The 13477-nt window shown below is 74.1% G+C and carries 10 protein-coding genes; 1 reads left to right on the plus strand and 9 read right to left on the minus strand.

The annotated features are described in order from the left end of the window. Positions 1-7: 7 nt before the first annotated feature. From ACY34K_RS07285 to ACY34K_RS07300, 4 genes are all read right to left on the minus strand, one after another. On the minus strand, positions 8-2200 hold the full coding sequence (locus tag ACY34K_RS07285; protein ID WP_462744982.1) for an ABC transporter permease: 2193 nt from the start codon (positions 2198-2200) through the stop codon (positions 8-10). Next, positions 2197-2880, minus strand: a complete 684-nt coding sequence (locus ACY34K_RS07290) for an ABC transporter ATP-binding protein (protein ID WP_462744984.1) — start codon at positions 2878-2880, stop codon at positions 2197-2199. The genes ACY34K_RS07285 and ACY34K_RS07290 overlap by 4 nt, the downstream gene beginning before the upstream one ends. Before the next feature lie 2 nt (positions 2881-2882). Further along, a complete protein-coding gene (locus ACY34K_RS07295) occupies positions 2883-3236 on the minus strand; it encodes a hypothetical protein (protein WP_462744986.1) in 354 nt (117 codons plus the stop codon). A 148-nt stretch (positions 3237-3384) separates the two neighbouring features. Next, positions 3385-3789, minus strand: coding sequence for a globin (locus ACY34K_RS07300; protein ID WP_462744988.1), 405 nt, complete (start codon positions 3787-3789; stop codon positions 3385-3387). A 214-nt stretch (positions 3790-4003) separates the two neighbouring features. Here ACY34K_RS07300 and ACY34K_RS07305 point away from each other — a divergent pair, with 214 nt between their 5' ends. Beyond that, complete coding sequence (locus tag ACY34K_RS07305; protein ID WP_462744990.1) at positions 4004-4987, plus strand: methyltransferase domain-containing protein; 984 nt, start codon at positions 4004-4006, stop codon at positions 4985-4987. A 15-nt stretch (positions 4988-5002) separates the two neighbouring features. Here the strand turns inward: ACY34K_RS07305 and ACY34K_RS07310 are convergent, their stop codons facing one another. From ACY34K_RS07310 to ACY34K_RS07330, 5 genes are all read right to left on the minus strand, one after another. Then, positions 5003-6331, minus strand: coding sequence for an FHA domain-containing protein (locus ACY34K_RS07310; protein ID WP_462744992.1), 1329 nt, complete (start codon positions 6329-6331; stop codon positions 5003-5005). A 58-nt stretch (positions 6332-6389) separates the two neighbouring features. Further along, positions 6390-7748 carry a vWA domain-containing protein gene (locus tag ACY34K_RS07315; protein WP_462744994.1) on the minus strand — a complete coding sequence of 453 codons (1359 nt, stop codon included), beginning with the start codon at positions 7746-7748 and terminating at the stop codon, positions 6390-6392. An 86-nt stretch (positions 7749-7834) separates the two neighbouring features. Continuing rightward, positions 7835-9157, minus strand: coding sequence for a PP2C family serine/threonine-protein phosphatase (locus ACY34K_RS07320; protein WP_462744996.1), 1323 nt, complete (start codon positions 9155-9157; stop codon positions 7835-7837). Positions 9158-9160: 3 nt separating this feature from the next. Then, positions 9161-12151: a serine/threonine-protein kinase gene (locus tag ACY34K_RS07325; protein WP_462745481.1), complete on the minus strand. Its 2991-nt coding sequence runs from the start codon at positions 12149-12151 to the stop codon at positions 9161-9163. 41 nt (positions 12152-12192) lie between these two features. After that, positions 12193-13464, minus strand: coding sequence for a hypothetical protein (locus ACY34K_RS07330; RefSeq protein WP_462744998.1), 1272 nt, complete (start codon positions 13462-13464; stop codon positions 12193-12195). Positions 13465-13477 lie beyond the last annotated feature (13 nt).

The following is a 13477-nucleotide window of genomic DNA, read 5'->3' on the forward strand; positions in this document are numbered from 1 at the left end:
GCCGATTTCAGTCGCCGTGCGGCACCCACCGGTGTGTGAACCGGGCGGCCAACCACCCGCCCGCCAGGGTCACGGCCCCGCAGACGACGACGGCGGCGGCGAGGCCGCCCGTGAGGAGACCGAGCGGTGAGTCACCCGTCGTGGACAGGAACCCGAGGTTGAACGCCGCCAGCAGCCCGGAGAACAACGCCGCCAGGACCAGCGCGCACACCGTCGGCACTCCCATGCCCCACCACGCCGTTCGCAGATGGAACCGCACGCCGGAGGTGTAACCGGCCAGCGGACGCAGCTCGTCGGCCCGGTCGAGGAACGCGTGCAGGAGCCCGGCCGTGCCGGTGAGGGCCAGCAGGACGAACGAGATCGAACCGAGGAGGACGACCCAGTTCGCGATCCGGGCGCGCGCGGAGGCACCGATGACCTGGCCGTCGCCCGGGACATCCACGCGCGGCAGGGGAAGCGTCGCATACGCGGCCCGTTCCACGCTTTCGCGTCCGTCCTGGGTAGCGAGGAGGATGACGAAGCTGTCGTCCCGCCTGTGTCCGACCCGTGCGTCCGAAGCCTGGACGGTGGCGGCGCGGAAAGGCATCCAGCTCAGTGCCTCGGTACGCGGCGTGCGCTCCCGGAACACCTCCTCGGACGGGACAGGTGCCTCGGTCGGGCACGAACGGAGCGGGCCGAGTGCGGCGAGATCGTCGCAGCCGGCACGCAGGACGGGCAGCGCGGGGGTGCCGTCGCTCGTGACGCGCAGCACGCGGTTCCGCGGATCCAGAGCTGCCAGGAACCGGTCCACGGCGGCCTTTTCCGCCGGTGCGCCGGCGACGTACAGCAGCCGCCCGTCCAGCCGCTCGGCCAGCGCGGTCGCACGCGCGGCGTCCTCCGTCAGCGCCGTGATGGTGACCTGGACCTGGGCCAGCAGCCCGAGCAGCACGGCGATCGCGGCGCACGACCGGCCGATCACGCCCGGATGGGCGGCCGCCCAGCGACCGCCGATCAGCCGCGCGGCATTTCCCTGCCTCCGCCCTGTCAGCCGCCGGGCGAACGCGGCAGCGGCCCGACCTACCAAAGGCGGCATTCCGAGGAGGGCCAGGATCATGCCGACCGTGAAGAGCCGGACGCCGATCGTGTAGCCGATCATCGCGCCCCACAGCGCGCACAGGGTGCCGAGTCCGCAGAGAGACCCGGGCCACGCGGAAGGCCGGTCCCGCCCCGGCCTGGGCCGGTTGCCCTCCCCGACGGCCGCGATCCGCAGGTGGAGAGCGGCGAATCCGGCGCACAGCAGCGCCCACACCGGCAGCAGGCTGATCGGGAACCACCACCGGAGCGGCACCAGATCGGCGGCCGCGATCTCGTATCCGGTCACCGGGAGCCGCACACCGGTCCATGTGACGATCGTCAGCGGTACACCGGCGAGCACGGTACCGAGCGCCAGCGGGCGGAGACACTCGCCGACGGCGATCCGTCCCCGTACGGAGCGTCCGGCGCCGATCGCGTACAGCACGGCGAGACGCCGGTCGCGCTCCCGGGCGCCGAGCCGGGACGCGACGACCAGCAGGACCACGGCCGGGAGAGCGAGGAACGGGGTCATCAGCCAGTGCAGGTCGGCCTCGGGGCGGTCGAACCCCTGGCTCAGCTGCCACGACGGGTCTCCGTCGGGCACGCCGTAGCCGACCACACGCCGTACCGCCATGCCCGACTTGATGTCCACACCTGCCGACGCGCGGCGGTAGACGAAGAGCTCGCCCGGGTCGGCCAGTCCGCTCGGTGCGATGACCCCGGCCAGCCTGCCGTAGCGGGTCGCCGCCCCTGGCATGGCTGCGAGCAGCGCGGGCGACACGAACGACTCACCAGGCTCGGGCCAGCGCGGCAGGCCCGGCGGGAGCGGTGCCGACGGCGACGCGGGTTCGATGTGCACGACCGAAAAGCTCCGCGCCCCCCATTCGTCGTCGGAGTCCGTCCACCACGCCGACGGCTTTATGTCTCCCCCCTGCCCGGCCACGATCGGCAGCCGGGCCAGCAGACGAGCGTCCCGCCCCTCGTACACGGCGTGGTTGGTCTGCATGCCCCAGACCAGCAGTGCCGTCGCCATCGCGGCGAGGACCAGGCACAGTGCCTGGACGCCCTGACGGGGGTCCTTGGGTCCCGGGGCACGCCGCCCGACGGCTAGCAGTTGCGCTGTCGCCCCCCGCCGGTCGCCTCTCATGCCTCCACCGCTGTGGTGTCCCGCAAGGTGCCGTCCCGGAGGGCGAGCCGCCGGTCGGCATGATAAGAGACCACCGGATTGTGGGTGACGACGACCAGCGTGCAGCCGTACTGGGCAGGCAGCGCGAACAGCAACTCGCAGACGTCGTCGGTCGTGTACTCGTCGAGGGCGCCGGTCGGTTCGTCCGCCAGGATCAGGGGTGGCCTCGTCGACAGGGCCCGGGCCACGGCGACGCGCTGGCGCTCACCACCCGAGAGGACGCCCGCGCGCGAGTCCGCGACCCCGCCCACGCCGAGCTCGCCGAGGAGTCGCTCGGCCGTCGCATAGGCCTTCCGCCGTCCCGTCCCACCGATCAGCAGGGGCAGAGCGGCGTTCTCCACCGCGGTGAGGTCCGGGAGCAGTTCACCGAACTGGTAGATGAAGCCGAGGGTACGCAGCCGCCACGCCGCGGCCTTGGCGGGCCGCAGCGTGGCGATGTCCGTACCGCAGACCTCGATGGTCCCGGCCTGGGGGCGGTGGAGCCCGGCGAGGCAGGAGAGCAGTGTGGACTTACCGCTCCCACTGGGGCCCATGACGGCCACGGACTCGCCGGCGTCGGCGATCATGTCGGCGTTCCGCAGCAACGTACGGCCGCCCAGCGTGCAGGTGAGGCCGGAGACGGTCAAGGCGCGGGTTGTCATGGTCAGTGGTGTGTCTTCCAGCCCGAGCAGGGGTCGGGTACCACCGGGAAGTTCTCACAGGCCCGGATCCTGTTGATCGCATAGGTGCCCTCGGAGGAGGTTCGGCAGAACCCGTGTCCCCGTGTCTCCTCCATGCGCACGGTGGTGCCGGGGACAGTGCGCTTGAACTCCACGTACACAGCGGCACCGTCGACTTCCCGATCGCAGACCCCGGCGTATTTGTGGTTGGAGCCGATCCACCCGTAGTTGGCGCCCTGTTCGACGTAAAAGGTGGTGCTGTGGGCGGTGCCTGTGACGAACAGGGCCGTTGCCGTACCGATGAGCACGGTGGCCAGCCGCATGGTTCTCCGTCGCACGTTGAACCTCCACACAGGAGGGCACCCGCCGGATGCGGATGCCCGTTCGATGTGTTGCGGCTGTGAATTTATGGGTTGCGTGAAGTGCTTGGGGCCTCACTGAGCGCAGTTGGCCGGAACCTTCCCTGCCACTTCCGGCTGTACGCGGTCAGTCCGCTGTGTTCACCATCGACGCGGCGGCGTAGGTGAGGTAGTTCCACAGCGTCCGCTCGTGTTCCTCGGACAGGCCGAGGTCGTCGACCGCCGCCCGCATGTGCTTCAGCCAGGCGTCGTGCGCCGCCCGGTCGACCGTGAAGGGCGCGTGGCGCATGCGCAGCCGGGGGTGGCCGCGGTGGTTGCTGTACGTTCGCGGGCCGCCCCAGTACTGCATGAGGAACAGCACCAGCCGCTCCTCGGCCGGGCCCAGGTCCTCCTCCGGGTACATCGGCCTCAGCAGGGGGTCCTCGGCGACACCCTCGTAGAACCGGTGGACGAGGCGCCGGAAGGTCGCTTCGCCGCCGACCTGGTCGTAGAAGGTCTGCTCCTCGAGCGCGCCGCGCGGAATCTCAGTCACCCACCCATCGTCTCAGACGCCCCGGCCGAGGACCCGGGGCCTAGGACCCTGCCCCCCCGCACCCCCGACCCCGGCGCCTGACCCCGCACCCCGGCCCCTGACCCCGCACCCCGCACCCCGGCCCGTGCCCTCGCACCCCGGACCGCGGGCCTCCGGGGGTCTCGCGTCCGGCCGCCCCGCGCAGGACAGTGGAGGGAACGGGAAGAGTGGAGCCATGGGCGCACAGCGAGAGGACCCGTTCGAGGCGGCGGCCGCCGAGGAGCGGCGCAGGCTCGTACGGGAGATCGACGAGTCCGGGGTGCTGTCGGACCCGGCCTGGCGGGAGGCGTTCGAGCAGGTGCCGCGGCACCTCTTCGTGCCGTTCTACTACGTCGGCATGCTGGGCGGCTACGAGCGGCTGTGGTGCGAGGACCCGGACCCGGGGAGGCGGGAGCGCTGGCTGGAAGGCGCGTACGACGACCGGCCGCTCGCGACGCGGGTACGGGACGGGGACCTGGTCTCCTCCGCGAGCCAGCCCTCGCTCATGGCCGAGATGCTGGACGCCCTGGAGGTGCGGGACGGCCACACCGTCCTGGAGGTCGGCGCCGGGACCGGGTACAACGCGGCGCTCCTGGCGCACCGGCTCGGCGACGAGCGGGTGACCACCATCGACCTCGACCCGGAACTCACCGAGGCGGCCCGTGAGCACCTCGCCGCGGCCGGCTACCGGCCCGCCGTGATCACCGGCGACGGGGCGCGCGGCTGCCCGGAGCGGGCACCCTTCGACCGGATCATCGCCACCTGCACCCTGCCCTCGGTGCCGTACGCCTGGCTCGCCCAGTGCCGGGTGGGCGCCCGCATCCTGGCGCCCCTGTCCACCGGGCTGATCGCCCTCAGGGTCCGCAACGCCGCGTACGCCGAGGGACGGTTCCTGCACACCTCCGCGTACTTCGTCCCGCTACGCGGCGGTATGCCTCGGGCGCCTGAGGTGCGTACCGGAGGGCTGCCCCGCCGTGCCATCGAGAACGAGCTGTTCCGCTTCCTGCTGGTGCTGACCGCGGGCAGCCTCGACCCGCACGAGGCGTACGCGCTGTGGCAGCGCGAGCGGCGGCCGGGCCGGGAACGGTTCGGCGTGACGGTCAGCGGCGGCCGGCAGTGGGCGTGGCTGGACGATCCCGAGGGGCCCTACAGCTGGCCCCTCGGGTCGCCCGGCGCATGAGCCCGGGGCGGGCGGTCAGCCCCGACGGATCGTGATCGTCGTCCAGGCGCCCACGTGCACCCGGTCGCCGTCCTTGAGCGGAACGGGGACGTAGGGCTGGATCGGCTCCTCGGCGCCGTTGAGCGTGGTGCCGTTGGTGGAGTTCTGGTCGACCACGGCCCAGGAGCCGTCCGGCTGCTGCACCAGCACCGCGTGCTGGTGCGAGACGCCCGGGTCCTCCGGCGGCACCGACAGGTCGATGTCCGGGGACTCGCCCGTGGAGTGCCGGCGGCGGCCGATGGTGATCTGGTTGCCGGCCAGCGGCAGGTGCTGCTCCGGCGAGTACGCGGGCAGGTTGAGACCCGCGGCCTCGGGGCCGCTGCGCTGCATCATCGCCATGAAGTACGTACGGTCCGGAGCGACGACCGCCGTCCAGTTCGCGGGCGCCTGGTACTGCGGCGCCTGAGGCCCCTGCGGCGGCTGTGGCTGGTGCTGCGGAGGCTGCGACTGCGGGGGCTGCGACTGCGGGGCGTGCGGGGCCGGCGGGTGGGGAGCCGGAGGGGCCGGCGGCTGCGCGGCCTGCTGCTGGGCCGGCGGCGACAGCATCCAGTCGTCACCGCCGCCACCGGTCGGCTGCGGCGGGGGCGGCGGCCCCGGCTGCTGGAACGCCTGCGGTGCCTGCGGCGGCTGGTGCTGCTGCGGCGGAGCCGGCGGGCCGGGCTGCTGGAACGCCTGGGGCACCGGCGGCGGACCCTGGAGCCCCGGAGGGCCCTGGTGGCCGGGCGGCGGGCCCTGCTGGGCGGGCGGCTCCGGCGGCAGCGGCTCGGCCGGCCGGTTCACCTGCGACGGACGGGAACCCTGGTACTCGAACGGGTCCGGCGGACGCGGTGCCTGCGACTGGAAGCCCGGCGGAAGGTTCAGCCCGGGCACGGGGCCGCCGGGACCGCCCGGACCGGGGCCGCCGGGACCGCCGGGGCCGGGAGCGCCCGGGCCACCGGGACGGCCGCCCGCGCCCGGCGGCGGGGCCACCGGCGTGTAGGAGGTCGCCGTGTTGGTGATGAAGTTCCAGCGGCACTCCTCGCAGAACGGCGCCATCGCCTCGCGCGGCGTACGGCACTGCGGGCAGAGCTCCGCCTGGGCGGTGGCGTTCGGATCGGTGCCGAAAGCCTGGCCGGCGCCCGGGCCGGGGCCACCCTGGCCGGGACCGGGGCCCTGGCTGGGGCCCGGGTAGCCGTACGCGGGCGGCGGCGGGGGAGGGGGCGGCGGGACGGCGCCCGCGGGCGCGCCCGCCCCGACCATGCGATGGCCGCAGACCTCGCACCAGTCGTCGGAACCCGACTGGTGTCCGTTCGGGCAGGTCGGCATGTCGGCGCTTCCCCCTCTCCTCATCCGGCCCGCAGGCCGAGTCGTCGTCGTGCGTGTGTCACTTTTTGACGCGAACGGTCTTGGTGGAGCGCGTTTCGAGGGTCATCTCGTCCGCTTCCGCGACCTTCGCCTTCAGTCGCACAGTACCCGTCGCCGCGTCGACGACGTCCACCACCTTCGAAAGCAGTTTCGCGGTATCCGCGTTCCCCGAAGCCGCCGCGAGCTGCACGGCACGCCCGAGCTTCGCCGTCGCGCCGTCGAAATCACCCGACTTGCGAGCATCCAGTCCCTGCTGGATGACTTGCGCCAGTTCGGCCTGTCCTGTGTAGTGCGCGACCTGCGGGTTGATCGAGGTCGACGCGGCCATGTCGTCCGTCCACACCGCCCGTACGAGACCCTGGGACAGCGATGTCGGCGCCCCGCCGGACGGGTCGGGAAGGATCAGCGAGACCCGCGCCGCCAGCATCTCCCGGCCGATGCCCGCCTCGGGGACCCGGACGCACACGTGGTAGTCGCGGGACTCGTCGCCCCAGGACCCGGTCGGATAGTCGCCCGCCCGCGGTCCGGCCTCCGTGCGCCGGTCCGTCAGCTCCTCGACCGTGGGCGCGACCTGCTTCACGAAGACGATCTCCACGCCGACGGGGGTCCACAGCCGCAGCCCGACGTCCGCGACCTCCTTGCCCATCGCGGTCTCCATCATGCGGGTGAAGTCGGCGGCGAGACCGGCCGGATCGGCGACGATGTCGGCCGTGCCGAGCAGTGCCGAGGCGATGCCCGTGACCTCCTTGACCTCCCAGTCGGTGCCGACGCCCCGGGCGTCACAGGTGAAGCGGCCCGCGCAGGCGTCGAGCGCGGCCCGCAGGTCGTCCGGCGTCTCGTGCTCGTTGCGCCCGTCGGTGAGCAGGATGCCGTGCCGGATCGGCACGTCCTCGGAGTTCAGCAGGCGGTCGGCCAGGCGCAGCCAGGTGCCGATCGCCGTACCGCCGCCCGCGCTCAGCCGGCGCAGTGCTTCCTTGGCCTGGGCGCGGGTCCGCGCGTCGGCGGTGGCCAGCCGGCCGCCCCCGGGATACACCTCGTTCGCGACGTGCGTACCGGCCACCACGGCGAACGCCACACCGTCGTGCAGGGTGTCGATCGCCGCGGCGGTGGCGTCCCTGGCGTTGCGCATCTTGGTCGGCGGGTAGTCCATCGAACCGGAGCAGTCGATCATGATCACCACGCCGGCGCCGGGTGCCTGCCCCGGTATGAACGAAGGGGATGCCGACGCTCCGGTCAGCGGCACCCCGCCACTCGTGCCCCCGCCGGTCGAGGTGACCGTCACGATCGCGTTGACCTCACGCCCGCCCTCCGGCAGGTATTCGTTCTGGTACACCTCCACCGAGAACTGGGGCACGTTCGACTTGGAGAAGTTCGCCATCTGATCGGCTCCTCGAGAACTCCGCACAACGGACGAAACACGGCCAGGGGGTTGGTCGCCGGGCGAAACGGTGCTTCAGGCCTCGTTCAGGCCGATCCTGCCCCTCGCGGCGCCAGGGCGAACGGCAGCACGGCCACCGTTACGTTGTCGTGGCCGCCGCCGTCGAGCGCGTGCCCGACCAGGACGCGGGCGCTGTGGAGCGGTCGTTCGGCGGCGTCGGACGGCACGACGCGCGCCATCTCCTCCGCGGCCTCCGCGTAGTTCCACAGACCGTCCGTACAGACCACCACCACACCCGGCCGGTCCGGTTTGAACGCGGCGGTGTGCGGGTCGAGTTCGTAGGCGTCGGCGCCGAGCCATCCGGTGATGGCGTGGGCACGCTCGTCCGCGTACGCCTCCGCCTCGCTCATCAGCCCCGCCGCGACCATCTGCGCCGCCCACGAGTCGTCCTCGGTGAGCCGCGCCGGCGGGCCGCCGCGGTCGTCGGGCACCCAGTACGCCCGGCTGTCGCCGACCCAGCCGACGACCAGCAGGCCGCCCGCGACGACCGCGCCGACCAGGGTGCACGCCGGTGCGTTCTGATGGCGGTGCCGGTCGTGCTCCCGCGCTCCCGGATCGTCCTGCTCCGCCAGCGCGTTGACCGCCTCGGCGGCCGCCACGATCGCCTCGTGCATCGCGGTCTGCGGGTGCGTGCCGCGCGGAAGCGCCGCCAGCAGTGACTCGCCGGCCGCGCAGGCGGCCGCCGCGGACGCCTCGTCGGGGCGGGTCGCCGACGACACGCCGTCGCAGACGATCGCCACGACGGCCGGCGAGCCGTCCGGCAGGGCGGTCGACGACACCGCGAACGAGTCCTCGTTGCGGTGGTGGCGCAGCCCCCGGTCGCTGACGGCGGCGACCCGGTCGAGTTCCTGCTCCATGTGGTCGCGCTCCCGGGGTTGCGCGTGGCCGCAGTTCTCGCAGTACCCGTCGGGGTCCACCTGACCGGCCCGGCAGGCCACGCACAGCTTGGTGCCGGCGGGCGGCGCGGGCGCGGGCGGCGCGGCGGCAGGTGGTGCGGGTGCGGGTGGCGCGGGCGCCGCCGGAGCCGGTGCGGCGGTGGGTGCGGCCGGTGGTCCCGCCGGGGGTTCGGCGGCCGGGGTCTCGGCGACCGCCTCGGCGACCCGGGGGTCGGGCGCGGCGAGCTCGAAGTCCCCCTCCTCACCGACGCCTTCCGGACCACCGGCCGCGCCGTCCGGGGCCGCGGGCCAATGCGGGCCCGGCGCGGGGGCACCCATGACCAGGGTCGGGCGGTCCGGCGGCGGCGCCGGTACGACCGACAGGTCGTACCCGCACGCCCCGCAGAACAGGTCACCCGACTCCAGCGGCTCCTCGCAGCTGGGGCAGGCCGACAGCTGGTGCATCTGGGACATCACTCACACCCACGTCCGGGGGCGGAAGCGGTTCGCCCGCTCCACCAGGTCGATCCTTTCCTCGCCACGCTGGGCGAGCCGGGCGAGCACCCGGTACGAGCGCTCCAGTCCGAAGCGCAGTCCGCGCTCGTCCAGTTCACTGCCGAGCAGCGGCGTCGGCGCGGGCCTCGCCCCGGGACTACCGGAGAGTACCCAGTCCAGTGCCGTGCCCAGCACCTCGGTCGAGAGCCGCTCACGGCGCACCGCGTCCAGTCCGAACTGCCCGAGCGCGGCGACCTGGTCGGCGGCCGCCGTCAGATCGTCGATCAGCGGGTCCCGCGCCGAGCGGCGCCGCAGCCGGGCGCGTACGGCCGCGACACGCGCCGCCGTGTAGTGGATCGACGCCTCCGGCACGGACTCCAGTGTCCGTACGGCGCCGACCCGGTCACCGGCCGCGAGCTGTACCCGCGCCAGGCCGAACGCGGCGCTCACGAAGCTCGGGTCGGTCGTCCACACCAGGCGGTAGTACTCGGCGGCGTTGTCGAGCTGGCCCAGCACCTCGGCGCAGACCCCGAGCGCCAGCTTGGGCGCGGGCTCGCCGGGGAAGGCGTCGTAGACCGCGTCGAACGACAGCGCGGCGTTCTCGTTGTCGCCGGCCGCGAGCGAGGCCACGCCGCGGTACCACACCACCCGCCAGTCGTCGGGGTGGTGGCCCTCCAGCGTGGTCAGCGCCCGGTCGGCCGGGCCGTGCTCACCCATCTCCAGACGGGCGCGCAGTTCCCGCAGCTGCAGTTCGAGAGAGGAGGCGGGCGCGGTGTGCAGGGCGGCTATGAGCTCGGCCGGCGCCGAAGCCATCAGACCGGCCAGGAAACCGGCGTTCGGGTCGCCCGGGTCGACGTGCGGCACGGGAAGCGCGAGCGCGGTGGCGCGGACGTCGAGCACGGCGAGCACCGGCACGGGCGCGGCCTCTTCCGGCGGCGCGGTACGCGGTGCCGGAACGCCCCCGGTCCCCCCGCCGCCCGCCCCCGTGGCGCCGGGAGTGCCCCCGGGTGTCCCCGCGCCCGAAGGCATCGGGGCCGCGGCCGGGCCGCCGGCGGCCGTCGCCACCCCGCCGCCCGCCGCTGAGCCCGCGGACACCGGTCCGCCGGGCCGGGCTTGCCCGCCGCCGACGCCGCCAAGGCCGCCAACGCCGGCGCCGACGGGGCCGGAGGCTCCCGCCGGGGCCGCCGCGCCTGGACCGGCACCGGAAGCGCCCGCGAGGGCTGCCGCGCCGGGTTCGCTCGTCGCGGGCCGCGCGCCGTGTCCGGGGTGGCCGCCGCCCTGGCCGTTGACGCCCCAAGTCCCCGAGGGGCCTGCTGCCCCAGGGCTCCCCGCCCCCGGTGGCGCGCCGTGTCCGGTGGGGCCGCCGCCCGGAGCCGCTGTCCCGGGCCAGGCACCCGCGGCTCCCGTCGCGCCGGCAGGCCCCGCCGCCGGTGACGCTCCCGCCGGGGCCCTGCCCGGGGCCGACGCTCCCCGGGCGCGGGCGAGCAGCCCGCCGCGTGCGGGGCGGCGGGCGCCCAGCGCGGAGACCTCACCGCCGGTGAGCTCGGCGAACAGCTCCGTGTCCGTGACCCGCAGCTCGGGGCCGAACAACGTCGACAGCGCGGGCCGGGGGCGGCCCGTCTGCAGCGCCACCACCTCCCGCAGCACGCCCGTCAGCTGCTCGGCCATCTCCTGAGCGGAGGCGAACCGGCGGGCCGGGTCCGGGTCCGTGGCCCGCACCAGGAGCCGGTAGAACGACTCGTACCTCCGGAACACCTCGATGTTCCCCGGGTCGGGCAGGGAGTCCACGAACACGTTCGTGTACCCCTGGAAGTCGAAGGTCAGCACCGCCAGCGTCCGCGCCACCGTGTAGAGGTCGGACGCGACCGACGGGCCGACCTCCGCGACCTCCGGCGCCTGGTAGCCGACCGTGCCGTAGATGGCCGACTCGTCGTCGTCCGTCCGCCGCACCGCGCCCATGTCTATGAGCTTCAGCTGGTCCTCGGTCTGGATCGCGTTGTCGACCTTGAAGTCGCAGTACAGCAGGTTCCTGCTGTGCAGGTGTCCGAGCGCCTCCAGGGCCTCGATGCCGTAGGCGCAGGCCTGTTCGACGGGCAGTGGGTCACGCCGGCCGTCCGGGCCCCGCCGCCCGTTGGCGATGTCCTTCAGGGACTTGCCGCCGACGTACTCCATGACGATGTAGCCGTCGAGCGAACCGGTCCGCTGGTCCAGGTGTTCCACGAAGTTGTAGATCCGGACGATGTTGGAGTGCTCGATCTCCGCCAGGAAGCGGCGCTCGGAGATCGCCGCGGCCATCGCGTCCTGGTCACCCGTGTCCAGCAGGCCCTTCAGGACCACCCAACGGTCGGAGACCGCCCGGTCGACGGCGAGATAGATCCAGCCGAGGCCGCCGTGGGCCAGGCAGCCCGCCACCTCGTACTGCCCGTGCACGATGTCGCCGGCCCGCAGCTTCGGCACGAACGAGTACGGATGGCCGCACTTGGTGCAGAACCCCTCCGTGCGGCCCGGCCGGTCGCCGCGTGCCCGGCCCACCGGCGCACCGCAGTCGGAGCGCGAGCAGAACCGCTTCCGCTCCGGCACCTCGGGCCGCTCCATCACCGCCGAGCGCGGGTCGGGACGCGGTACCTCGGGCACGGTCACGAGCCCGGCGCCCAGCCTGCCGCGGCCGGACTGGCCGGTCGACGAACCGGAACTGCGCACCGACACCGACCGGGACGACTCCGTGCCGCCCGACAGGGACCGCGACAGCCGTCCCGACACCGAGCGCCGCGACGTCGACGAGCGGGAGGACCGGGACGAACGCGACGAGCGGGAACTGCTGCCGGAGCCCTTGGCGCCGACCGCGACACCGGTCGGCGGCGACGACACCAGCCCCGCCCCGGGCTCCCCGCTCCGGCCGGCCGCGGCAGACCTGCCCGGCGAGACGACCGGGGCCAGGCCGCAGGTGTCGCAGTACAGCTCACCGCCGCCCATGTCCTCGTACGACCCCTCGCAACCGGGCCGCTGGCACGCGTTCACTGACTCCCCTTCCGGTCGGCGTGGCCGGACAGCAGCTCCGCGGCCGCGTGCTGGTAGCGCAGCACCGCCTGCTCGGCGACCCGCAGGTCGCAGGGCGCGCTCCACAGCATGCGGCGCGCGGCGTCGTACCGCTCGATCAGCAGCGGATCCTCCGCCATGCCGTGCCGGGCGACCTTCGCCTTGTAGGCGTCGAGCCGGCCGCGCAGCTCCGCGCGGACCGCGAGCGGCGCGGTGACGGCCGTCAACGACTCCCGGGCGCGCAGCAGTTCGTCCTCGGCCTCCTCCTCCAGCGACTCCAGCAGCGGCGAGAGGCGGTGCCACTGGGCGTGCCGCCGGTACTCCGCGGCGGTCGCCAGCCGCTCCTGCAGGGCGGTCGGCGGGCCGCTCACCGCCGGCACCTCGGACGCGGCGATCTTCGCCAGCACCTCGCCGCGGGCGGCGCGGGCCTCCGCGAGCGTACGGTCGGCGCGGGACAGCACGTCGCGCAGGCGCAGCAGCCGGGCCTCGGAGTCCTGCCGGACCTGCAGTACCGCCTCGATCTCGCGGCGCACGTCCTCCAGCGCCCGGGCCGCCCTGTCGTACCGGTCGGTGTCCGGACGCCCGCCGCCGGGGGCCGAACTGCCCGCCGCGGGGCGCCAGAACGCCAAGGGGTCGGTCACCACCTGGGCGCGCAGCGTGGTGAGCTCGTGGGTGATCGACTCCAGGTCGTCACCGGCCGGGTGCTCCCCGGGCCGCACGCCCACCGAGTGCGCGAGCGAGCGGGTGCGGTTCAGCTCGGCGGCCAGGAGGTCTATGCGCGCGGGCAGCGCCGACCACACGGCGTCCGCCGTCACGACCATGTCGAGCGAGCTCGCGTACAGCTCGTTCATCCGCTCCACCAGCCGCTCCAGCGTGAACCGCTCGGCGAGCTTGCCGGTCGTGGCCGTGCCGGCGACCGTGACGCTCTCGCCGCGCAGCTGCTCGGTGAGCTCCACCAGGTCGTCGCGGCTCAGCCAGCGCCGCCTCGCGCGCACCTCCCGGGCGCCGCGCAGGGCGGCGGTGTACGCGTCGAAGTACGTCCACAGCAGGCTTATCGTCTGCTCGGTGGTCGCCCAGCGGTCCTTGGTCGTACCGGTCAGCTCGGCGCCCTCGAGGAGTCTGCGGCCCGCGTGGTCCTGCAGAGCGAGCAGCGAGTCCTCGACCGCCTTGTGCTCCGCCCCGAGCCGCGCCAGCGCACGGTCCACCTCGTCCCGGTCCATCACCGGCCCAGGGGGTCCCGTGACGCCCATCGATCACCTCTCC

The organism is Streptomyces sp. STAM6 (assembly GCF_054963715.1).

What these genes read in the sequence shown, in the direction of transcription:
- ACY34K_RS07315 (WP_462744994.1), bottom strand. Translation starts at nt 7,748, where the DNA reads ATGGCGAACTTCTCCAAGTCGAACGTGCCCCAGTTCTCGGTGGAGGTG.
- ACY34K_RS07290 (WP_462744984.1), bottom strand. Translation starts at nt 2,880, where the DNA reads ATGACAACCCGCGCCTTGACCGTCTCCGGCCTCACCTGCACGCTGGGC.
- ACY34K_RS07330 (WP_462744998.1), bottom strand. Translation starts at nt 13,464, where the DNA reads ATGGGCGTCACGGGACCCCCTGGGCCGGTGATGGACCGGGACGAGGTG.
- ACY34K_RS07320 (WP_462744996.1), bottom strand. Translation starts at nt 9,157, where the DNA reads ATGTCCCAGATGCACCAGCTGTCGGCCTGCCCCAGCTGCGAGGAGCCG.
- ACY34K_RS07325 (WP_462745481.1), bottom strand. Translation starts at nt 12,151, where the DNA reads ATGGGCGGCGGTGAGCTGTACTGCGACACCTGCGGCCTGGCCCCGGTC.
- ACY34K_RS07305 (WP_462744990.1), top strand. Translation starts at nt 4,004, where the DNA reads ATGGGCGCACAGCGAGAGGACCCGTTCGAGGCGGCGGCCGCCGAGGAG.
- ACY34K_RS07285 (WP_462744982.1), bottom strand. Translation starts at nt 2,200, where the DNA reads ATGAGAGGCGACCGGCGGGGGGCGACAGCGCAACTGCTAGCCGTCGGG.
- ACY34K_RS07310 (WP_462744992.1), bottom strand. Translation starts at nt 6,331, where the DNA reads ATGCCGACCTGCCCGAACGGACACCAGTCGGGTTCCGACGACTGGTGC.